The organism is Alcaligenes sp. SDU_A2, from assembly GCF_038237375.1.
Lineage (GTDB): Bacteria > Pseudomonadota > Gammaproteobacteria > Burkholderiales > Burkholderiaceae_B > Alcaligenes.
This window is the reverse complement of the sequence record NZ_CP151273.1, coordinates 277713-301212: the sequence shown is the minus strand read 5'-3', so window position 1 is coordinate 301212 and position 23500 is coordinate 277713. Positions and strand designations below refer to the sequence as shown.

Sequence of the window (23500 nt, the reverse complement as noted above, 5' to 3'; positions counted from 1 at the left end):
CGAAAAAGAGCGGTCTTGCACTGGCTTGGGCTTGACTGAATGCGCCCCTTAGGGGCGCTTGCTGCTGCAAACCCGGCAGCTGCGAACAAATTACTACAAGGAGTACCGGCAAAGGATCCTTAAGTAAGCTCTGAAATTTACCACGGTAAACCCTTATAGGTCAACGATTTGGGTGTACTCTGCTGCCATTCCCGTTGTGGAGCCGCACGAAGCGGCGCACTTGGTCAATAACCCTGCCCCAGTAGTTATACTTCTGGACTATTGCACCTCTGCGACAAGGACAATGCCCCATGATCATCGCTTCCCTGGAAGACGACCTCATCCAGGCTGAACTGATTGCCAGGACACTAACCGAAGCCGGTCACGAGTGCCAGTCCTACAATCAGGGCAAAAGCCTACTGGCCGCATTGGCCAAACCTCACCATTTCGACCTGCTGCTCCTGGACTGGGAGCTGCCCGATGTCAGCGGACTGGACGTGTTGCGCTGGGTACGCGCCAACCTGGGCTATGCCCTGCCCGTTATTTTCCTGACCAGCCGCACCCAGGAAGAAGACCTGGTCACCGGCTTGCAAGCCGGCGCAGACGACTATATCCAGAAACCTTTGCGCACAGGCGAACTGATTGCACGGGTCAACGCCATCAGCCGACGCTTGAGCCTGACCGCCCCCGTGCAGGACAGCCGTTTCACGTTCGGCGGATACGATATTCACCCCGAACAAGGACAGATCTCCTTGGACGGTACCGCCATCACGCTGGCCCCGAAAGAGTTCGAACTGGCCTTACTCTTGTTTCGCAACCCCGGCCGGCTCTTCTCCCGGGACGTACTCAGTTCTGCGGTCTGGAACCGGGAAATTCCGGCGACCTCGCGCACCCTGGACACCCACCTGTCCAATATCCGGCGCAAATTGCAATTGCGTCCCGAGAACGGCGTGCGCCTGACCGCCTCCTATGCTTTAGGCTATCGCCTGGAGCTTCTGTCCGACAATACCTGAACTCTATGATCAAACTGCACTATGCCGCCCCCCTTGTCTGCGGCCTGTTGTGGGGCAGCACCGCCCTGGCCCAGCCTTCTGGCGCACAGGGCGACGACTTCATCTACAAAGTCAGGGCTGGCGATACGCTGCTGGGCATTTCGGGCACCTACACTCGCCAGGATCGCAACTGGGCTCACATCCAGCGACTCAATACCGTTGCCGATCCAGCGCGTCTGCCCATCGGCAAAGAGCTGCGCATTCCCTTTAAGATGATTCCCGAAGTAGAGGCACCGGCGCGTATCGTTCACCAGGCCGGGCAGATTCAGGTCAATGGCCAGACCCTGTCGGAGGGACACACACATCTGAAAGAAGGCGACCAGGTGCGTACCGGCCAGGACGGCTACCTGACCCTGGAATTGCTCGATGGCAGCCAGCTCAGCGTGCCGGCATCGGCGTCCCTGCGTGTTGCGCGCATGCGCGCCTTTGAAGGCACAGGCCTGATCGATTCAATCGTCGCCCTCGAAGACGGTGATATCGAATCCCGGGTCGCTCCCGATCAACAAGGAGTAGGACGCTTCGAGGTACGCACTCCTGTCAGCATTACCGGGGTGCGTGGCACCGAACTGCGCGTGCGCACGCGCGACGGCCACGCCCATAGCGAAGTGCTGGCAGGACAGGCCGCACTGGGCACCCAACAACAGACAGCCCCCACCGCGCTGAGACAAAACCAAGGTGCTGCCGTGACCACAGACGGCCGTATCGTCGCCGTTGCCCCGCTGTTGCCCGCACCACAAGTATCTGTTCCACAACGCCAAGGCGGACGCTGGAGCAGCAACATAGACCCGGTTCCGGGAGCCCAGGCCTATCTGGTGCAGACCGCGTTGGACCCGCGCGGTGCCATGCTGTTATCCCGCCGACTGGTCACCGACACCACTATCCAATTCAGTGCTCCACGTCCAGGGACATACTATGTCATGGTGCGCGCAATCGACAGCCACGGACTGATGGGGCCCGACACGCTGCACAGCTTCGAGGGCGCGGCCGCGCTCTCCAGTTCCGATGGCACACCCGTAGTCAGCAGCTTCGGTGATCCGATCCTGCTAAGCCAGTTCTAATCAGCAAAGACCCGACGCCTCATGTCCGCCCTAAGCACATCGAACAGCAATCTGCTGTCCGACCGGATACGAAAAGAATGGCGTCTGGTCTCCATATTACTGTTGCTGCTGACCTTGCTGTTCAGCTCCCTGCGCGATGATTTTGCCCTAGGGCGGCTGAACAACTTGATCTACGACTTCACCATGTCTGCGGCCCTGCCCCGGACGCCCGCACCGGACGTTGTCATCATTGCAATTGATGACGACAGCATCGCTGCCCTGGGCTACTGGCCCTGGCGGCGCAAGGTTCACGCACAGATCCTAGAACAGCTCGTCCAAGCGCGGGCGGTGGGCATAGACATCGTTTTCCAGGAGCCCAATCCGGCCTACCCCCAAGACGACGAGCACTTTGCACGCGCCATGCACAAACACGGACGCGTCGTACTGCCGCTGGTCTACGACGCCGGTCGGGATGCAATCAACACGCCGCTGCCGATTCTGAACGACGCGGCCAAGGCGACCGGCTACATCAATATAGAGCCAGACCCGGACGGCGTTGTGCGACAGGTTTCTTTGCAGCAGACCACACAGTCGGGCCGTGTCCTGCCGCATTTTTCCGTGGCCATGCTGCTGGCCGGCGGCGATGTATCCCAGGCAATGCATGCCTTGAAGCCCCGGCATCAAAATACTCACTTCATCCCTTACGCGGGACGGCCGGGACATTTCAACACCGTGCCATACATTGATGTGCTGCGCGGTGCGATTGCACCCACTTTTTTTCAGAATAAATACGTCTTGATCGGAGCCTGGGGAAGCGGGTTGGGCGATGTCTTTCCTACGCCCATGTCCAATGCCGACATGGCGACCATGTCAGGAGTGGAAATCCTGGCCAATACGCTGCAGTCCGCCCGCGAAGATCGTTGGATACTGATTCCACCGAACTGGCTGATTGCGCTGGCCTGCTGTCTGCCCGTCCTGTTGGCCTGCCGGGTACTGCTCTCTCAATCCCCTCGATCCACATTGCTCAGCCTGTTGGGGCTACTGATCAGCATTCTGCTGGTGAACTGGGTCGCCATGCACATCTTCGATCTTTGGGTTCCTCCAATGGCCAGCTTGATTACCATCATGTTGGCCTACCCGCTCTGGCACTGGCGCAGCCAGGAAGCCGCCTTGCGACAGGTCATGCAAGAATTGCGCACGCTAGAACTGGATCATCCCGATATCCGCGTTGCGCTCAGCCAACCACAATCCGGCCTAAATTCCCACAACCTACCCCACAGGCTGACTCAGCTACACCGTTCAATCGAATTACTGCGTCTGGCACAGACCAAGCGCGAAGAGACCCTGCGATTTATTTCGCATGATATGCGCGCGCCCCAAAACTCCATCCTGGCCCTGGCATCGCTGCAACGCCAAACCAACCACCGCCTGTCTTCCGACGAGCTGCTGTACAAAATGGAAGGCTATGCCAGTCAGACACTGGAGCTGGTTGACAATTTCATCAGTCTGGCCCGTGCGGAAGCCATGGAAATGGTGCTGTCTCCCCTGAATCTTCCAGACCTGCTGGCCGATTGTCTGGACGACGCCTGGGCCAGCGCAAGCAAGCGCAATATCGAACTCATTCAAGACGACACCGAACAAGCCTGGGTCTTGGGTAATGCCGCCATGCTGCGCCGCGTCTTTGCCAATTTGATCCAGAATGCCATTAAATACGGTCCTGACGGTAACCGCATCGAAATTACGATGAAACGGCACGCGGCAAATATACACATTAACGTACGTGATCACGGCTGGGGGATTCCAGAGGAACTTCAAACCGACGTGTTTGAACCGTATCGTCGCGCGCACGAAGCGCACACCAACACCCCCGCAGGCAGCGGCTTAGGCCTGGCCTTTGTAAAGATAGTGGTCAACAAACATGCCGGAGTCATAACGCTGCATAGCGTGCCAGGGGAAGGCAGCACCTTTACCGTCACCCTGCCCGCCATACAAGCGCCCGATCAGTACTGAATCTCTGTCCCAGCACGGACGATCTGTTTGGCCCCGCAAACAAGAAGAGCAATCATTCACCTTATCACACTGGTGATACTCCCGCGAACAAAACATTACTCGAACAAGTCTTTAGGTACCTGACCTAGTCTCCAGGTCTATGCTAAGAATCCGGAGCAGGATGTGTGATCCTGCGCCTTGTTCAAGACTGTTTTCATGGAGTACATCCAATGTTTGCCAAACTTGCGTTAACCGCCACTCTCGGTCTGGTCAGCCTGCCAGCTCTTGCCGCATGCGAAGTTACCATCGAAGGTAACGATGCCATGCAGTTCAACCAAAAGCAGATTGTTGTCGACAAGACATGCAAGCAATTCACGATCCATCTCAAACACACGGGCAAGATTCCCAAGACCGCGATGGGCCACAATGTCGTGATCTCCAAAAAAGCCGACGAAAAAGCCGTGGCTACCGATGGCATGACTGCCGGCCTGGACAACAACTATGTCAAACCCAACGACTCCCGCGTCATTGCACATACCGATGTCATCGGCGGCGGCGAAAGCACATCCGTCACCTTCGATGTCGCCAAACTACAAGCTGGTGAAGACTACGCATTCTTCTGCTCTTTCCCCGGCCACTGGGCAGTCATGACCGGCAAGCTCGGACTAGGCAGCTAAGTTTGTAAACATAAGCCCTGTCGCGCACGATCTGAATGACCGACAACAACAAAACACGATCCTGCGCGACCAAGACATAGGGTAGGCATAACAAGCCACTTGCAGGGACATGGTGATGCAGCAGGGCTGCACTTGGCCAGAATACGTCACAAGCCTGCGTCAATCGGTGATGGACAAAAAAAATCCCTACGCCGCAAAACAGCGTAGGGATTTGATCGATCCCACCGCCCTGTTTCCAGGGCGATAGAAGCACGAACCGCTTATTCCGTATCGCTTGCAGGCGATTCGGGCTGTTCGGGTTCGGGGGTACCAGCCACGAACACAGGATCGTCCGAAGGCTCGGGTGCCGATGCAAACGGGTTTTCCAGTTCGCGGGCAGCCTTGCGTTCGGCCACTTCAAATGCTTCCTTATCCTTGCGGGCGGCATGGAAGGCCATGCCGGTACCAGCAGGAATCAGACGACCCACGATCACGTTTTCTTTCAGACCACGCAGATCATCGGTTTTACCCATGATGGCCGCTTCAGTCAGCACGCGAGTGGTTTCCTGGAAGGAAGCCGCCGAGATGAAGGAGTCGGTCGACAGCGAGGCCTTGGTAATACCCAGCAGCACGTTTTCGTACGTCGCTGGAATACCGTTTTCGGCCAGAACGCGATCGTTCTCGTTCAGCAGTTCGGAGCGTTCAACCTGTTCACCCGTGATGAAGTTGGTATCACCGGCATCCACAATGTTCACGCGGCGCAGCATCTGACGAACAATCACTTCAATGTGCTTGTCGTTGATCTTCACGCCCTGCAGACGGTACACGTCCTGCACTTCGTTAACAATGTAGTTGGCCAGCTTCTCGATACCCTTCAAGCGCAAAATGTCGTGCGGATCGGCCGGGCCGTCCACAATCATTTCGCCCTTGTTCACCACTTGGCCGTCGTGCACCAGGACCTGCTTTTCTTTCGGAATCAGGAACTCGTGGCTGACGCCGTCCAGATCGGTAATGACCAGACGCTGCTTGCCCTTGGTGTCCTTACCGAAAGAAACCGTACCGGTGATTTCAGCCAGCAGACCGGCATCCTTGGGCGAACGGGCTTCAAACAGCTCGGCCACGCGCGGCAGACCACCGGTAATGTCGCGAGTCTTTTGCGATTCCTGAGGAATACGCGCCAGAATCTCACCCACGGACACTTGCTGACCGTCGCGCACGGTAATCAGAGCACCGACCGGGAAGGAAATGTTCACAAAGTGATCCGTACCGGCGATCTTGATTTCCTGGCCCTGTTCGTTCAGCAGCTTGATCTGCGGACGCATGGTGATCTTGCCACCACGGGTCTTGGGCGTAATGACAACCAGTGTGGACAAGCCAGTAACTTCGTCCACCTGACGAGCCACGGTCACGCCTTCTTCAATGTTCTCGAAGCGGACGGTACCGGTGTACTCGGACACGATAGGACGAGTCAGTGGGTCCCAGCTGGCCAGACGCTGACCGGCCTTGATGACCTCGCCGTCGCCCACCGTAATGGTGGCGCCGTATGGCACTTTGTGACGTTCGCGTTCGCGGCGGTTGTCGTCGAAAATGACGATTTCGCCAGAGCGGGAAATGGCCACGCGTTCGCCCTTGGCATTGGTCACATAACGCAGACCGATTTCAAAGCCCACCGTACCGGCGGTCTTGGTTTCCACCGAGCTGGCCAATGCAGCACGCGATGCCGCACCACCAATGTGGAACGTACGCATAGTCAGCTGCGTGCCGGGTTCACCGATGGACTGGGCAGCGATCACACCCACGGCTTCGCCACGGTTGACCAGCACGCCACGACCCAGGTCGCGACCATAGCAGTGTGCGCACAGACCATGGCGCGTTTCGCAAGTCAGCGGCGTGCGGATCTTGACTTCGTCGATGCCCAGATTGTCGATCAGGTCGACCAGATCCTCGTTCAGCAGCGTGCCGGCGGGAATGACCAGTTCCTGGTTGTCGGGATTGACGATGTCCGAGGCTGCCACGCGGCCCAGAATCAGGTCGCGCAAGGGCTCGATCACCTCGCCGCCATCCAGGATGGCTTTCATGGTGTAGCCACCCTTGGTGCCGCAATCGTCTTCGGTAATGACCAGATCTTGCGTCACGTCGACCAGACGACGGGTCAGGTACCCGGAGTTAGCCGTCTTCAAGGCCGTATCGGCCAGACCCTTACGAGCACCGTGAGTCGAAATAAAGTACTGAAGTACGTTCAGACCTTCACGGAAGTTCGCGGTAATAGGCGTTTCGATAATGGAGCCATCCGGCTTGGCCATCAGACCACGCATACCAGCCAGCTGACGAATCTGTGCAGCCGAACCACGAGCACCGGAGTCCGCCATCATGTAAATGGAGTTGAAGGACTCCTGGCGTACTTCTTCGCCAAAGCGGTTGGTCACTGGCTCGGTCGCCAGGTGCTCCATCATGGCCTTGCCCACACGGTCGCCGGCCTTGCCCCAGATGTCCACCACGTTGTTGTAGCGTTCCTGAGCCGTCACCAGACCCGACGAGTACTGCTTGTCGATCTCTTTGACCTCGTTGCTGGCCTGGGACAGAATATCTTCCTTGACCAATGGAATGACCATGTCATTCATGGCAATCGAAATACCGCCACGGGTTGCCAGACGGAAACCGGACTGCATCAACTTGTCGGCAAAAATCACGGTGGCACGCAGGCCGCAGCGACGGAAGGACTGGTTGATCAGACGCGAAATTTCTTTCTTCTTCAGCGCACGGTTCAGTGCAGTGAAAGGCATGCCCTTGGGCAGAATTTCGGACAGCAAGGCGCGGCCAGCCGTCGTTTCGTAACGCTTGATGGTCTTGACCCACTCACCGTCCTCGCCCTTCTCGAATTCTTCGATACGGACGGTCAGGCGTGTCTGCAGTTCGACTTCCTTGTTGTCGTAAGCGCGCTGCACTTCGGCCACGTCGGTCATGAACAGACCTTCGCCCTTGCCGTTGATCAGTTCGCGGGTCGCGTAATACAGACCCAACACGATATCCTGGGAAGGAACAATCGACGGTTCACCGTTGGCGGGGAACAGCACGTTGTTGGAGGCCAGCATCAGGGTGCGCGCTTCCAACTGGGCTTCCAGCGACAGCGGCACGTGAACGGCCATCTGGTCACCGTCAAAGTCAGCGTTAAAGGCGGCACACACCAGGGGGTGCAGCTGAATCGCCTTACCTTCGATCAGGACCGGTTCAAAAGCCTGAATACCCAGACGGTGCAGCGTAGGCGCACGGTTCAGCATCACGGGATGCTCGCGGATCACCTCTTCGAGGATGTCCCACACCACCGGTTCCTGGCTTTCCACCAGCTTCTTGGCTGCCTTGATGGTCGTAGCCAGACCCATCAATTCCAGACGGTTGAAGATGAAAGGCTTGAACAGTTCCAGCGCCATCAGCTTGGGCAGACCGCACTGGTGCAGCTTCAACTGAGGACCCACCACAATCACGGAACGACCGGAGTAGTCCACGCGCTTGCCCAGCAGGTTCTGACGGAAACGACCGCTCTTGCCCTTGATCATGTCGGCCAAGGACTTGAGCTGACGCTTGTTGGCACCGGTCATGGCTTTACCGCGACGACCGTTATCCAGCAAGGAGTCCACGGACTCTTGCAGCATGCGCTTTTCGTTGCGCAGGATGATGTCCGGAGCCTTCAGTTCCAACAGACGCTTCAGGCGGTTGTTGCGGTTGATAACGCGGCGGTACAGATCGTTCAGATCGGAGGTCGCGAAGCGGCCGCCGTCCAGTGGCACCAGCGGACGCAGGTCCGGTGGCAGCACGGGCAGCACTTCCATGATCATCCAGTCTGGCTTGATGCCGGATTTCTGGAAGCCTTCCAGCACTTTCAGACGCTTGGAGATCTTCTTGATCTTGGCATCCGAGCCAGTGGCTTTCAGTTCGGCACGCAGGCGCTCGACTTCGCGATCGATATCGATCGTACGCAGCAGTTCACGCACGGCTTCCGCGCCCATCAGGGCGTGGAAGTCGTCGCCGTATTCTTCGGTCTTGGCCAGGAAATCGTCATCGGACATGATCTGACCGCGCTTGAGCGGGGTCATGCCAGGTTCGATCACGCACCATGCTTCAAAGTACAGAACGCGCTCGATGTCACGCAGGGTCATGTCCAGCACCATGCCCAGACGGGATGGCAGGCTCTTCAAGAACCAGATGTGCGCAACCGGGCAGGCCAGTTCGATGTGACCCATGCGCTCGCGACGCACCTTGGAGACGGTGACTTCAACGCCACACTTCTCGCAGATGACGCCACGATGCTTCAGGCGCTTGTACTTGCCGCACAGACATTCGTAGTCCTTGATAGGACCAAAAATCTTGGCGCAAAACAGACCATCGCGCTCGGGTTTGAACGTGCGATAGTTGATGGTCTCTGGCTTGCGGACTTCACCGAAAGACCAGGACCGGATTTTCTCGGGCGAGGCGATGCCGATCTTGATGGCATCGAACTGCTCGTCCTGAGTGACTTGTTTAAAGAGATCGAGTAGCGCTTTCATTATTTACGCTCCAAATCCATGTCCAGGGACAAGGAACGGATTTCCTTGACCAGAACGTTAAAGGACTCCGGCATACCGGCGTCGATCACGTGGTCACCCTTGACAATGTTCTCGTAGACCTTGGTACGGCCGGCGATGTCGTCGGACTTGACCGTGAGCATTTCCTGCAGGGTGTAGGCGGCGCCATACGCTTCCAGCGCCCAAACTTCCATCTCCCCGAAACGCTGACCACCGAACTGCGCCTTACCACCCAGCGGCTGCTGAGTCACCAGCGAGTACGGGCCGGTGGAACGAGCGTGCATCTTGTCATCGACCAGGTGATGCAGCTTCAGGTAGTGCATGTAGCCGACCGTGACCATGCGCTCGAACGCCTCGCCGGTACGACCGTCAAACAGGCGAACCTGCGTGCGATGCGGTGCCAGTTGCAGATGTTCGGCGATATCGTCGGGATAGGCCAGACGCAGCATCTGGTCGATTTCCTGCTCGGTGGCACCGTCGAACACAGGCGTCGCCAATGGCAGACCTTTCTGCAAATTGGTGGCCAGGTTCACAATTTCATCGTCAGTCAGTGCATCAATGCGTGTCTGCTTGCCGGCGGAGTTGTAAACCTTGTCCAGATACGCGCGCAGTTCGGAAACCTGCACGTTCTTTTCTTCCTGCATCATGTCATTGATGCGGTGGCCAATGCCCTTGGCAGCCCAGCCCAGGTGAACTTCCAGAACCTGACCCACGTTCATGCGCGAAGGCACGCCCAGCGGGTTCAGAACGATGTCCACGGGAGTACCGTCGGCCATGTGCGGCATGTCTTCCACAGGAACGATGCGGGAAACCACACCCTTGTTACCGTGACGACCGGCCATCTTGTCACCAGGCTGCAGACGACGCTTAACAGCCAGGTAAACCTTGACCATTTTCAGCACGCCAGGAGGCAGCTCATCGCCCTGAGTGAGTTTCTTGCGCTTTTCTTCAAAAGCCAGATCGAACTGGTGGCGCTTCTGCTCCAAGGATTCCTTGGTATGTTCCAACACCACGGCATGCTGTTCGTTGGCCAGACGGATATCAAACCACTGCCAACGATCCAGGTCGTTCAGGTATTCAGCGGTCAGCTCGGTGCCCTTGGGCAGCTTGCGTGGACCACCGTTAACGGTTTTGCCGACCAGGAATTTCAAGGCACGGTCAAAGGCATCGTCTTCAACGATTTGCAGCTGGTCGTTCAGGTCCTGGCGGTAGCGACGCAGCTCATCATCGATGATGGACTGAGCACGCTTGTCACGCTCGATGCCTTCACGGGTAAAGACCTGAACGTCGATCACCGTGCCGACCATGCCCGAAGGCACGCGCAAGGACGTATCTTTAACGTCAGAGGCTTTTTCACCAAAAATGGCGCGCAGCAGCTTTTCTTCGGGAGTCAGCTGAGTCTCGCCCTTAGGCGTCACTTTACCGACCAGCACGTCGTCGGCACGCACTTCGGCACCGATGTACACAATGCCGGAATCGTCCAGACGGTTCAACTGCACTTCGGACAGATTGCTGATGTCGCGGGTAATATCCTCGGGTCCCAGCTTGGTATCGCGGGCGACGACCGTCAGTTCCTCGATGTGGATCGACGTATAGCGGTCATCAGCCACGACCTTCTCGGAGATCAGAATCGAGTCCTCGAAGTTGTAGCCGTTCCAGGGCATGAAGGCGATCAGCATGTTCTGACCCAGCGCCAATTCGCCCAGGTCGGTCGATGCGCCGTCAGCCAGAACATCACCACGAGCCACGATATCGCCGCGCTTGACGATAGGACGCTGGTTGATATTGGTGTTCTGGTTGGAGCGGGTGTACTTGGTCATGTTGTAGATATCTACACCGACCTCGCCAGCCACGTTCTCGTCGTCATTCACGCGAATAACGACGCGCTGCGCGTCAACGTCTACAACCACGCCGCCACGACGGGCCTGCACGGTAGTACCCGAGTCGACAGCCACAGTACGTTCAATACCGGTACCGACCAAAGGCTTCTCAGGGCGCAGGCAAGGAACGGCCTGACGCTGCATGTTGGCGCCCATCAATGCTCGGTTGGCGTCATCGTGCTCCAGGAACGGAATCAGCGACGCAGCCACAGACACAATCTGCGAAGGTGCCACGTCCATGTAATGCACGTTCTCGGGCGACGTCATCATGGTTTCACCGGCTTCGCGGCAAGCCACCAGATCGTCGGCAAAGGCACCGTCTTCGGTCAGCTCGGCGTTGGCCTGGGCGATCACATAATTGCTTTCTTCGATGGCCGACAGGTAATCGATCTGCTCGCTGACCTTGCCGTCCACAATCTTGCGGTACGGCGTTTCCAGGAAGCCGTACTCGTTCAGACGAGCGTACAGCGCCATGGAGTTGATCAGGCCGATGTTCGGACCTTCAGGCGTTTCAATCGGGCACACGCGACCGTAGTGGGTGGGGTGCACGTCGCGCACCTCAAAGCCCGCACGTTCACGAGTCAGACCGCCAGGACCCAGTGCCGACACACGACGCTTGTGCGTGATTTCGGACAAGGGGTTGGTCTGGTCCATAAACTGCGACAGCTGGCTAGAACCGAAAAACTCTTTAACAGCCGCAGAGATGGGCTTGGAGTTGATCAGATCATGCGGCATCAGGTTTTCGGTCTCGGCTTGGCCCAGACGTTCCTTGACAGCACGTTCCACACGCACCAGACCGGCGCGGAACTGGTTTTCGGCCAGTTCGCCCACGCAACGCACGCGACGGTTGCCCAGGTGATCGATGTCGTCGATTTGACCAATGCCGTTACGCAGGTTCACCAACAGCTTGATGGTGTCCAGGATATCTTCGTCGGTCAACGTCATCGGACCTTCGATGGTGTCGCCACGGCCCAGACGGCTATTGACCTTCATGCGGCCTACACGCGACAAGTCGTAGGACTCTTCGCTGTAGAACAGGCGCTGGAACAACGCTTCGACGGCTTCTTCGGTTGGTGGCTCGCCGGGGCGCATCATGCGATAAATCGCGATGCGGGCAGCATTGGAGTCCGCTGTTTCGTCGGCGCGCAGGGTCTGGGAAATAAAGCCGCCCTGATCCAGCTCGTTGACGTACAGGGTCTCGAAATCACGCACATTGGCTGCGCGCATTTCGGCCAGAATGGACTCGGTAATCTCGTCGTTGGCGTTGGCAATCACCTCGCCGGTTTCGGCATTGATGATGTTCTTGGCCAGCACGCGACCCAGAAGAAAATCTTCCGGAATAGAAATGTACTCGATCTTGGCAGCGCCCAGATCACGCAAATGCTTGGCATTGATGCGCTTGTCTTTTTCGACCAGCACACGACCGTCGCGGTCGGTGATGTCGAAACGGGCAACTTCGCCCTTCCAGTGCTCGGGCACGAATTGCAGCTTGCCGCCTTCCTGGTGCAGCTCGATGTGATCGAACTCGAAGAAGTGGGCCAGAATCTGCTCGGGCGTCAGGCCAATGGCCTTGAGCAAGATGGTGACGGGCATTTTACGACGACGGTCGATACGGAAGAACAGAACGTCCTTAGGATCGAACTCGAAGTCCAGCCAGGAGCCACGGTAGGGAATGACACGGGCCGAGAACAACAACTTGCCCGAGCTATGTGTCTTGCCGCGGTCATGTTCGAAAAACACGCCAGGAGAGCGGTGCAGCTGGGACACAATGACACGTTCGGTACCATTGATGACAAAGGAGCCGTTTTCCGTCATCAAGGGCATTTCGCCCATGTAGACTTCTTGCTCTTTGACTTCCTTGACGGTAGGCTTGCTCACCTCGCGGTCCATCAGGACCAGACGTACCTTGGCACGCAGGGGGGAAGCATAGGTCAGACCGCGCAGCTGACACTCTTTGACGTCGAACACCGGTTCGCCGAGCGTATAGCTCACGAACTCTAGCCGCGCCATTTGGTTATGGCTTACTATTGGAAAAATAGAATTAAAAGCTTCCTGCAGACCTTCCACCTTGCGTTGGGAAGGAAGCGTATCCTTCTGCAAGAATGTTCTGAACGAATGCAGCTGGGTAGCCAACAGGTAAGGAACCTGCTGTACGTCTTCACGTTTGGCGAAGCTCTTGCGTATGCGCTTTTTTTCGGTGTACGAATAAGGCATGAGCACTCCGACTCAAGGGTTACACGGGTCGTCAACCACGACCCTGGTTTACGACTCTAAAAAACCCGACTCTTGCTTTTTTACAACAAAAATCAGGGGTTTTCTGGAAACGCAAAAGCCCGGGAAGGCTTAAAACGCATTCCCGGGCATAAATCGATACTCTTACTTGAGCTCGATCTTGGCGCCAGCTTCTTCCAGCTTTTTCTTGGCGTCTTCAGCGTCAGCTTTGGACAGACCTTCTTTGACTGGCTTAGGAGCGCCGTCAACCAGATCCTTGGCTTCTTTCAGGCCCAGACCGGTGATTTCGCGCACGACCTTGATCACGCTGACCTTGTTCGCGCCGACGTCGGCCAGAACAACGGTGAATTCGGTCTGCTCTTCAGCAGCAGCAGCGCCGGCAGCGGCAGGAGCAGCCACGGCAACAGCAGCGGCAGCAGCCGACACGCCGAATTTTTCTTCCATTTCTTTGATCAGCTCGGACAGTTCGAGCACGGACATTGCGCCGATGGCGTCAAGGATTTCAGCTTTAGTAGCCATTTTTAAGAACTCCAGATATTAGGTAAATGCCAGGTTTGGATGTCGTTCGCAACGACGAAGATTCCTGAAGGAAAACTGCTTACGCAGCTTCCTTCTGATCGCGCACAGCCGCCAGGCCGCGAACGAACTTGGTGGGAACTTCGTTAAGCGTACGCACAAAAGTAGCGATTGGTGCTTGCATGGTGCCGAGCAGTTTCGCCAGCAGTTCGTCGCGGGAAGGCATCGTGGCCAGGGCCTTGACACCATCGGCGTTCAGAACGCTATTGGGCAGCGAACCGCCCTTGATGACCAGCTTATCGTTGGTCTTTGCGAAATCAGCAACCACTTTCGCCGCAGTCACGGGATCGTCGCTGATGGCGTACATCAGGGGACCCACGAGCTGGCTGGACAGTTCTTCGAACGAAGAGCCTTCCAGCGAACGACGAACCAACGTGTTCTTCAGAACACGCAGGTAGACGCCAGACTCACGCGCTTTTTTGCGCAATACGGTAGCAGAAGCGACGTCCAGACCACGGTACTCGGCGATAATGATCGATTGCGCCTTTGCCACTTGGACAGAGACTTCCTCGATGACTACCGCTTTCTCTTCACGATTGAGACTCACGGTGTGAACACTCCTTCAAACGATGTCGGGAAGGCTTCCCGACATCAACCGAATGCGGCGCACCTGGACGAGTTCTATGACGAATTCTTCCACGGGCGCCGTCTACGCTGGATCGGAACAGGGTCCGTATTAAGCAGGTGAACGTATCGATCACCACTCCAGCGGTCTTTGACAGCAGCGATCATGCATAAGCACGATCACAGCCCAAAGTTCTTTTGTATGAACGCTTGTATTAAGCGCTCAGGGATGCAATTTCAACACGAGCACCGCCACCCATGGTGGAGGAGATGGCGACCTTGCGCAGGTACACGCCCTTGGCAGCAGCAGGACGGGCCTTGTTCAAGGCATCGACCAGAGCCAGCAAGTTGGTCTGCAACTGTTCAACATTGAACGAAGCACGGCCAATGGTGCTGTGGATGATACCGGCCTTGTCGGTGCGGTACTGAACTTGACCGGCCTTGGCGTTCTTGACTGCAGTAACGACGTCAGGCGTCACGGTACCAACCTTGGGGTTGGGCATCAGGCCGCGAGGACCCAGGATCTGACCCAGCGTACCGACCACGCGCATGGTGTCGGGCGAGGCGATCACAACGTCGAAATCCATTTGACCGGCTTTGATCTGTTCGGCCAGATCATCCAGGCCAACGATATCAGCACCAGCGGCACGAGCGGCCTCGGCCTTTTCGCCTTGAGCGAACACAGCCACACGGACCGTTTTACCAGTACCGGCAGGCAGAACCACGGAGCCACGGACCAGTTGGTCGGACTTACGAGGATCGATGCCCAGTTGAACGGCGATATCGATGGATTCGTCGAACTTGGCAGTAGCGGTATCCTTGACCAGAGCCAGAGCTTCGGACACAGGGTACAGCTTGTTGCGGTCGATCTTGGCAGCAATAGCGGCTGCGCGTTTGCTTATTTTGGCCATGACTTACACCACCCCTTCCACATTGATACCCATGCTGCGAGCGCTGCCGGCAATGGTACGCACAGCGGCGTCCAGATCAGCGGCGGTCAGGTCGGGTTGCTTGGTCTTGGCGATTTCTTCGGCTTGAGCGCGTGTCAGGGTGCCGACCTTGTCGACGTTAGGACGAGCGGAACCGGATTTGATGCCAGCAGCCTTCTTGATCAGAATGGTTGCCGGAGGAGTCTTCATGATGAACGTGAAGCTCTTGTCGGCATAGGCGGTGATCACCACAGGAATTGGCAGACCGGGTTCGACGCCTTGAGTCTGGGCGTTGAAGGCCTTGCAGAATTCCATGATGTTCAGACCGCGCTGACCCAGCGCTGGACCGATTGGAGGGGATGGATTTGCCTTACCAGCTGGGACTTGCAGCTTGATAAAGCCGACGATTTTCTTCGCCATGCTTAGCTCCTTACGGGTGATAACGCCTGATGCACAACACAGCAGGCTTCCCGGGGGTTGAATTTATCAAGTCTTTTCGACCTGATCGAAATCGAGTTCGACGGGGGTGGCACGACCAAAAATGGTGACCGTAACGCGAACTTTGCTTTTTTCGTAGTTGACTTCTTCGACGTTGCCATTGAAATCCGCAAACGGACCATCTTTGACACGCACCAGTTCGCCCACTTCGAACAGAACTTTGGGACGGGGTTTTTCCACACCCTCTTCCATCTGCGACAGGATTTTTTCCACTTCGCGTTCGGAGATGGGAGCCGGACGGTTACCGGAACCACCCAAAAAGCCCGTGACCCGCGGCGTACTTTTTACCAAATGCCAGGTTTCGTCCGTCAGGGCCATTTCGACCAGAACGTAACCGGGGTAGATACGCCGTTCAGTAATTGATTTTTTGCCGTTTTTGACTTCAACGACTTCTTCTGATGGAACCAGAATGCGACCAAACGCTTCTTGAAGTTCGGCGCGCTCGATGCGCTCCACCAGAGCCTTGTGCACGCTTTTTTCCATGCCGGAATAAACGTGAACCACATACCAGCGTTTGCTCATGTGCGCCCTTTATTTCCAGCCCAGCAACAGGCCATAAATGATCCAGCCCAGCCCTTTGTCGATCAGCCACAGCAAAATCGCCATAACAGCAACGAACGCAAAGACGATTCCCGTCATTTGGGTTGCTTCTTTACGGGACGGCCAGTGGACGCGACGCACTTCCGTGTAAGAATCGCGCGCAAAAGCGACCAGTCGACGACCGGTATCACTGAACCAGACGATGAGCGCGGCCACCAGAAGGCTGGCCACAAATACACCGGCACGAGCCAGGACAGGTTGACCATCCAGCACGGAGTAGCCAACGATACCGGCGACGACGACTAATACCGCAAGGCCCAGCTTGATGCGTTCGGAGCCTCGGTTGACGGTTTCTACGTTGGTATTCGACATATTCCGGCAAGTGACGCCACGCGTGATGGTGGCGAGTGACTGTGTGTGGCAGGGGCAGAAGGAATCGAACCCTCAACCTTCGGTTTTGGAGACCGACGCTCTGCCAATTGAGCTATACCCCTATACCGTGACAAGCATAGCGCTTGAAGACTTGCTATGTTTGGCTTTCAGGCAAAAAAGGATGTTAACCCTTTTCGCCTGAAATTACTACTACTTTTTTACTGCAATTACTTCAGAATCTTGGCAACAACGCCAGCGCCAACGGTACGGCCGCCTTCGCGGATAGCGAAGCGCAGACCTTCTTCCATGGCGATAGGAGCGATCAGCGACACTTTCATCGAGATGTTATCGCCAGGCAGAACCATTTCCTTGTCTTCTGGCAGCTCGATCGTACCGGTTACGTCCGTCGTACGGAAGTAGAACTGAGGACGGTAGCCCTTGAAGAAAGGAGTGTGACGGCCGCCTTCTTCCTTGGACAGAATGTACACTTCGGCGTCGAAGTCGGTGTGTGGCTTGATCGAACCGGGCTTGGCCAGAACCTGACCACGCTCGACGTCTTCACGCTTGGTGCCGCGCAGCAGCAGACCGACGTTATCGCCAGCTTCGCCCTGATCCAGCAGCTTGCGGAACATTTCAACGCCGGTACAAATGGTCTTGACCGTGTCTTTGATGCCCACGATTTCGATTTCTTCGCCGACCTTGATGATGCCGCGCTCGATACGACCGGTCACCACAGTACCGCGACCCGAGATCGAGAACACGTCTTCAACAGGCATCAGGAACGTGCCGTCAACAGCGCGCTGCGTAGGAATGTAGGTGTCCAGCGCTTCGGCCAGCTTCAGAACAGCTTGGCTGCCCAGTGGGCCTTCGTCGCCTTCCAGTGCCAGCTTGGCCGAACCCTTGATGATCGGGGTATCGTCGCCGGGGAAGTCGTACTTGGACAGGAGCTCGCGAACTTCCATTTCCACCAGTTCGATCAGCTCTTCGTCGTCCACCATGTCGGCCTTGTTCAGGAACACGATGATGTAAGGAACGCCAACCTGACGGCTCAGCAGGATGTGCTCGCGCGTCTGGGGCATTGGGCCGTCAGCAGCGGAACATACCAGAATGGCGCCGTCCATCTGAGCAGCACCAGTAATCATGTTCTTGACGTAGTCGGCGTGGCCGGGGCAGTCAACGTGTGCGTAGTGGCGAGCAGGCGTCTCGTACTCGACGTGCGAGGTGCTGATGGTGATGCCGCGTGCTTTTTCTTCAGGGGCGTTGTCGATCTGCGAGTAATCGCGTGCTTCGCCGCCGTATGCTTTGGCCAGAACCGTGCAGATTGCAGCGGTCAGCGTGGTTTTACCGTGGTCAACGTGACCGATGGTGCCGACGTTGACGTGCGGTTTGGTCCGTTCAAACTTGCCTTTAGCCATGGCAGACTCCTGAAGGGATAAAGCGATATGAGATAAAAGAGATGTGGTGCCCATGACGCGGATCGAACGCGTGACCTCTCCCTTACCAAGGGAGTGCTCTACCACTGAGCCACATGGGCATTTGCATTTGACTGAGAACCGCCAAACACATAAAAACTGGAGCGGGTGAAGGGGATCGAACCCTCGTCTTAAGCTTGGAAGGCTTCTGCTCTACCATTGAGCTACACCCGCAGCATTACTTTCTTCACCCTGCCCTAAAGCAGCTGTGCCAGCTTGCCTTAGATTAGTACTGGTGGTGGGAGCTGGATTCGAACCAGCGTAGGCGCAGGGCCAACAGATTTACAGTCTGCCTCCTTTAACCACTCGGACATCCCACCCGAAGCGAAAATCGAATTATGTACGTATTTTTTAACTTCGTCAAGCCTTTTCGGGAAAAAACTGCATTATTTCTATTTTTCTATAAAAAAGGCCGGCTACATAGCCGGCCATCGCTCACCAAACACCCCAATCACTCATCGGGATGGTCTAGCAAAGCCGACAAACCCTGCTTTTCCAGCAATGCATTCAAATGTTCCCAGCCATGAAAGGCAATTTGCAGTTGCCCTCGGTCCTTCGCCCCGACCTTCAGCGTTACTTTGGTTCCCAGATGGTCCGACAGGATTTTTTCGAAGCGTTGTACATCGCCGCTGGCGGCCGCCGGACGAGTCGCCTGTTTGGCAGCGGGAGCATCATCCTCGTGCAAGGCCTTGGCAACCAATTTTTCAGTTTCACGAACCGAAAGACGTCGTGCAATCACTTCATTGGCCAGCATGATCTGCCGGGCGGCATCAACCGCCAGCAAAGCGCGAGCATGCCCCATATCTATATCCCCGGCCAACAACATGATTTGCACGGGTTCGGCCAGGTTGATCAGGCGCAGCAGATTGCTGGTGGCCGATCGAGATCGTCCAATTGCCTGAGCCGCCTGCTCGTGCGTCAAACCGAACTCGTCAAGCAATCGCTTGACCCCTTGCGCTTCCTCCAAAGGATTGAGATCTTCGCGTTGAATATTCTCGATCAAGGCCATAATGGCCGCATTTTCATCACCGACTTCACGCACCAGTACCGGCACTTCCGTCAGCCCAGCTATCTGCGAAGCCCGAAAACGTCGTTCGCCGGCAATGATTTCGTACTTGCCCTTCTCTTTGCCGCTCAAAGGCCGCACCAAAATGGGCTGCATCACTCCTTGTGTGCGGATGGACTCGGCCAGCTCATTCAATGCGCCTTCATCCATTCGCGTACGCGGCTGGTAAACACCCGCCTTGAGCTGCTTGACCGACAGCGTTGACGGCAACTTATCTTTTTCTTCTGCCGCTGCTGCTTTCCCAATCGTTGCAATCGCTCCGGCATCGGCGCCCAGCAGCGCATCCAGTCCACGACCTAGACCTTTGGGTTTTCTAGTAGCCATGCTTACCTTCCTATTGATTCTTGTATGCGTTATGCCTTGTCGGTACGGGAGTCTTTCTTGAGCCGCTTGAGCAGCTCTTTACCAAAGTCCAAATAGGCTTTGGCTCCACGCGAATTTTTGTCGTACACGATGCCTGGCATACCGTGGCTCGGCGCTTCGGCCAAACGTACGTTGCGCGGAATGACGGTTTTGAACACCTTGTCGCCAAAATGGGTCTCGATCTGACCGGATACTTGCTGCTGTAAGGTGACACGGCTATCAAACATAACTCGCAGCAGCCCGATAAGCTGCAGGTCAGTATTGATATTGCGATAGACACGCTTAACGGTATTGACCAAGTCGGACAGCCCTTCCAAAGCAAAATACTCGCACTGCATAGGGATGATGACCCCGTGCGCGCTAGCCAGTCCATTGAGCGTCAACAGTGACAAGGTGGGCGGGCAGTCTATCAGCACAAAGTCGTAATCGGCGACGACCTGGCTAAGCGCTTGCTTGAGCTGTTGTTCTCGTTCTTCCATCTGAATCAGATCTATTTCAGCACCGGACAGCTCCCGATTCGACGGTAATACATCGTAACATCCTGTTTCGGAACGAACCTTCACGTTCGAAATAGTTTCTTGACCAATCAGTACTTGATACAAGTTACCAGAAAGGCTGTTTTTATCGATACCACTACCCATAGTGGCGTTACCCTGAGGGTCCAAGTCGATTAGTAATACCTTTTTTTTCAACAAGGCCAAAGCCGCCGCCAAGTTGATAGCGGTGGTTGTTTTTCCGACTCCACCTTTTTGGTTAGCGATACAAAAAATGTAAGCACCGGACGACTTTTCGTTTGTTTTACTCATGATTTTCCTTGCTGCACCAACCACACTAGGCAACGCTGCGCCTCTAGCTCCGGTACGGTTAATGATTCAATTCGCTCGACCTTCCAATCACTCTGAGTATGCAACATCGCAATTTCTTCGTCGGGCACTTTTCCCTTCATGGCAGCGATGCGACCACCTTCACCAACATGTCTGCCCGCCAAGTTAACAAAATCAAGCAAAGAAGAAAAGGCGCGAGAAACCACAATATCTGCTTGTAAAGGAGGTTCACTCTCTACCCGCACATGCATGGCGCGCAAATTGGGTAAATCCAATACGCCCGTCATTTGTCGTACAAATGCCATTTTTTTTTCTACGGCATCGATGCAAGTAATGTTCCACGTGGAACATGCCGTGGCCAACACCACTCCAGGAAGACCCGCCCCTGAACCCACATCGACAATGCGGATCGTTTCCGCATCCATCCTTTCTTTGCCTAGAAAATCTTGAAACGGTCGTACAACCGATAAGCTATCAAACACGTGCTGCACCAGCATTTGATCGGGGTCACGCAGGGCCGTTAGGTTATAGGTTCGATTCCATCGTTGCAATTGCTGAATATAGGTCAACAACTTGCGTATGGTTTCGGGCTCTGCAATTAAGCCTTGTTCTTGCATGGCTTGACTCAGCCGCAAAGAAAAATCTGTACTCATGCCGTATTTCGATTTTTGTTCTTACGTTTAAGATAAACCAGTAATAAAGAAACAGCTGCTGGAGTAACGCCCTGCACTCGCCCTGCCTGTCCTATCGTTGCCGGCCGTGACGCCTTCAATCGTTGACGAACTTCGATAGACAGTCCTTTGATATCGTCGTAGTCTAAATCCACCGGAATGCTCTGCTCTTCCAACGCAGCCTGGCGTTCGACTTCGTCTTGTTGTCGAGCGACATAGCCCGCATACTTCACTTGAATTTCGACTTGTTCCACATATACAGGGTCTTCTAAGCCTGGACCGGCAATCAGATCCCCTTTATCGTTCTGCACTTGCATCAGGTTTCCATAATGGACCTCTGGACGCTTCAGCAAATCATAAAAGGAATACTCTCGCTCGATTGCTTTACCAAGCAATGCGTAGGACTGTTCAGCCGAAAAAATCCGTGGATTGACCCATGTACTTTTCAATCGTTCAATCTCACGCGCAACTGCGTCGCGTTTTCGATTGAAGTGATCCCATCGCGCATCGTCCACCAAGCCAAGTTCACGACCAACTTCTGTTAGACGCCGATCTGCATTGTCTTCTCGCAAACTCAAGCGATACTCTGCCCGCGACGTAAACATGCGATAAGGCTCAGTAACCCCGCGTGTAATCAAATCGTCAACCAGCACGCCAAGATAAGCCTCATTACGACGGGGATACCATTGCTCTTTGCCTTGGGCCTGCAAAGCAGCATTCGCACCGGCCAGAAGCCCTTGTGCAGCAGCCTCTTCATAGCCGGTAGTGCCATTAATTTGACCGGCAAAAAACAAGCCTCGGATCTGCTTAGTTTCTAACGTAGGATGCAGCGCTCGTGGATCAAAATAATCGTACTCAATCGCATAGCCTGGCCGCATGATGCGGGCGTTCTCCAAACCAGGCAAACTGCGAACCATGGCCAGCTGAATATCGAATGGCAAACTGGTAGAGACTCCATTCGGATAAATTTCCGTCGTGCTTAAACCTTCCGGTTCCAGAAACACTTGGTGGCTGGCCTTATCCGCAAAACGATGGATCTTGTCTTCGATAGAAGGACAATAACGCGGACCTATACCCTCGATTGTGCCCTGATCGCTATACATGGGCGAACGATCCAAACCGGATCGAATAATTTCATGCGTGCGCTCGTTGGTATGGGTAATCCAACATGGCAGTTGCGCTGGATGCATGCCTGCATTTCCCATATAGGAAAACACGGGAATAGGATCTGTATCTCCAGGCTGAACCTCTAAGCGCGAAAAATCAATCGTATTGGCATCGATACGGGGTGGTGTACCTGTTTTCAAACGGCCTTGGGGAAGCTTTAGCTCCCGGAGCCGATGGGCCAGACTGATTGAAGGGGGGTCCCCTGCCCTACCGGCCGAATAGTTATTCAGCCCGACATGAACCAGACCATTTAAAAAAGTTCCTGCCGTCAACACCACCGCTTTAGCCCGAAACTCCAATCCTATTTTTGTCACGGCACCAACGACCTGATCCCCATCCAGAATCAAATCTTCCACGGATTGCTGGAAAACCATCAAATTCTTCTGATGTTGTAAACGGTGGCGTATGGCTTTGCGATATAAAGAGCGATCAGCCTGTGCTCGAGTCGCTCGCACGGCCGGCCCTTTGGAACTGTTTAAAGTTCGGAACTGAATCCCCGCCTCATCCGTCGCCAATGCCATGGCTCCACCCAAAGCGTCTACCTCTTTAACCAAGTGCCCTTTTCCAATCCCTCCTATAGACGGATTGCAGGACATCTGGCCCAGTGTGTCCATATTATGTGTGAGCAACAAGGTTGACACCCCGGTTCGAGCAGCCGCTAGCGCTGCTTCGGTACCAGCATGTCCGCCGCCTATGACGATAACGTCAAATTTCTCGGGATAATTCATGTCTAACCAGCGATAAAGTAAAGGGATTCTGACCGGGTGAGCCGTATTCTTTGCAGCACAATGCTCTGCACAAGCTGCATACCGTCAATTATACGACCACGAAACCGGCATGTTCCACGTGAAACAAAATTGAATCTCGATTTGTTCCACGTGGAACAAAACATCCACCCAAAAAATATCTGTGGATAACTTTGTGGAGAATACAGGCTCGATGGCCTGCAATCAGGCCGAAGTTTCTGGGGGAGGCACTCAAGACTGACTTCGGGTCTGACATCAGGCAAGACCGCATGAACCAGAAAAATAGCGGCAGAGACACTAAAACCAACGTACTTCGGTGTTCTGTACC

General features: G+C 55.4%; 17 protein-coding genes and 4 tRNA genes. 4 read left to right on the top strand and 17 right to left on the bottom strand.

Annotated features, from left to right (window positions below; translation table 11 throughout):
* Nucleotides 1-290 precede the first annotated feature (290 nt).
* The 4 genes from AADW57_RS01360 to azu all read left to right on the top strand — a co-directional run bounded on the left by AADW57_RS01360 (nt 291) and on the right by azu (nt 4734).
* Nucleotides 291-992: a response regulator transcription factor gene (locus AADW57_RS01360; protein WP_341668271.1), complete on the top strand. Its 702-nt coding sequence runs from the start codon at nt 291-293 to the stop codon at nt 990-992.
* A 5-nt stretch (nt 993-997) separates the two neighbouring features.
* Nucleotides 998-2089, top strand: a complete 1092-nt coding sequence (locus AADW57_RS01355) for a FecR family protein (protein ID WP_341668270.1) — start codon at nt 998-1000, stop codon at nt 2087-2089.
* Nucleotides 2090-2110: 21 nt separating this feature from the next.
* Nucleotides 2111-4078 carry a CHASE2 domain-containing protein gene (locus AADW57_RS01350; protein ID WP_341668269.1) on the top strand — a complete coding sequence of 656 codons (1968 nt, stop codon included), beginning with the start codon at nt 2111-2113 and terminating at the stop codon, nt 4076-4078.
* A 209-nt stretch (nt 4079-4287) separates the two neighbouring features.
* Nucleotides 4288-4734, top strand: a complete 447-nt coding sequence (azu, locus tag AADW57_RS01345; RefSeq protein WP_341668268.1) for an azurin — start codon at nt 4288-4290, stop codon at nt 4732-4734.
* 260 nt (nt 4735-4994) lie between these two features.
* On the opposite strand, the gene rpoC is transcribed toward azu, so the two are convergent.
* The 17 genes from rpoC to mnmG form a co-directional block, all read right to left on the bottom strand.
* A complete protein-coding gene (rpoC, locus tag AADW57_RS01340; protein WP_341668267.1) occupies nt 4995-9254 on the bottom strand; it encodes a DNA-directed RNA polymerase subunit beta' in 4260 nt (1419 codons plus the stop codon).
* Entirely contained in the window at nt 9254-13366 is a 4113-nt protein-coding gene (gene rpoB, locus AADW57_RS01335) for a DNA-directed RNA polymerase subunit beta (RefSeq protein ID WP_341668266.1), read from the bottom strand. Before rpoB ends, rpoC begins: the two co-directional genes overlap by 1 nt.
* Before the next feature lie 162 nt (nt 13367-13528).
* Nucleotides 13529-13903, bottom strand: coding sequence for a 50S ribosomal protein L7/L12 (gene rplL, locus AADW57_RS01330; RefSeq protein ID WP_341668265.1), 375 nt, complete (start codon nt 13901-13903; stop codon nt 13529-13531).
* Between the two features lie 79 nt (nt 13904-13982).
* Nucleotides 13983-14507 carry a 50S ribosomal protein L10 gene (gene rplJ / locus AADW57_RS01325; RefSeq protein ID WP_341668264.1) on the bottom strand — a complete coding sequence of 175 codons (525 nt, stop codon included), beginning with the start codon at nt 14505-14507 and terminating at the stop codon, nt 13983-13985.
* A gap of 232 nt (nt 14508-14739) precedes the next feature.
* A complete protein-coding gene (gene rplA / locus AADW57_RS01320; RefSeq protein WP_341668263.1) occupies nt 14740-15435 on the bottom strand; it encodes a 50S ribosomal protein L1 in 696 nt (231 codons plus the stop codon).
* Nucleotides 15436-15438: 3 nt separating this feature from the next.
* Nucleotides 15439-15873, bottom strand: coding sequence for a 50S ribosomal protein L11 (gene rplK, locus AADW57_RS01315; protein WP_341668262.1), 435 nt, complete (start codon nt 15871-15873; stop codon nt 15439-15441).
* Between the two features lie 66 nt (nt 15874-15939).
* Complete coding sequence (gene nusG / locus AADW57_RS01310; protein ID WP_341668261.1) at nt 15940-16473, bottom strand: transcription termination/antitermination protein NusG; 534 nt, start codon at nt 16471-16473, stop codon at nt 15940-15942.
* A 9-nt stretch (nt 16474-16482) separates the two neighbouring features.
* Nucleotides 16483-16863, bottom strand: coding sequence for a preprotein translocase subunit SecE (gene secE, locus AADW57_RS01305; RefSeq protein WP_341668260.1), 381 nt, complete (start codon nt 16861-16863; stop codon nt 16483-16485).
* Nucleotides 16864-16909: 46 nt separating this feature from the next.
* Nucleotides 16910-16985: transfer RNA gene (locus AADW57_RS01300), tRNA-Trp, on the bottom strand.
* A 105-nt stretch (nt 16986-17090) separates the two neighbouring features.
* Nucleotides 17091-18278, bottom strand: a complete 1188-nt coding sequence (tuf, locus tag AADW57_RS01295) for an elongation factor Tu (RefSeq protein ID WP_341668259.1) — start codon at nt 18276-18278, stop codon at nt 17091-17093.
* 44 nt (nt 18279-18322) lie between these two features.
* Nucleotides 18323-18397 (bottom strand) — tRNA-Thr (locus AADW57_RS01290).
* Nucleotides 18398-18435: 38 nt separating this feature from the next.
* Nucleotides 18436-18509: transfer RNA gene (locus AADW57_RS01285), tRNA-Gly, on the bottom strand.
* Between the two features lie 59 nt (nt 18510-18568).
* A tRNA-Tyr gene (locus tag AADW57_RS01280) sits at nt 18569-18655 on the bottom strand.
* A gap of 131 nt (nt 18656-18786) precedes the next feature.
* A complete protein-coding gene (locus AADW57_RS01275) occupies nt 18787-19725 on the bottom strand; it encodes a ParB/RepB/Spo0J family partition protein (protein ID WP_341668258.1) in 939 nt (312 codons plus the stop codon).
* Between the two features lie 29 nt (nt 19726-19754).
* A complete protein-coding gene (locus AADW57_RS01270) occupies nt 19755-20570 on the bottom strand; it encodes a ParA family protein (RefSeq protein WP_341668257.1) in 816 nt (271 codons plus the stop codon).
* Nucleotides 20567-21241: a 16S rRNA (guanine(527)-N(7))-methyltransferase RsmG gene (gene rsmG / locus AADW57_RS01265; protein WP_445819163.1), complete on the bottom strand. Its 675-nt coding sequence runs from the start codon at nt 21239-21241 to the stop codon at nt 20567-20569. Before rsmG ends, AADW57_RS01270 begins: the two co-directional genes overlap by 4 nt.
* Nucleotides 21238-23154, bottom strand: a complete 1917-nt coding sequence (gene mnmG, locus AADW57_RS01260; protein ID WP_341668256.1) for a tRNA uridine-5-carboxymethylaminomethyl(34) synthesis enzyme MnmG — start codon at nt 23152-23154, stop codon at nt 21238-21240. The genes rsmG and mnmG overlap by 4 nt, the downstream gene beginning before the upstream one ends.
* Nucleotides 23155-23500 lie beyond the last annotated feature (346 nt).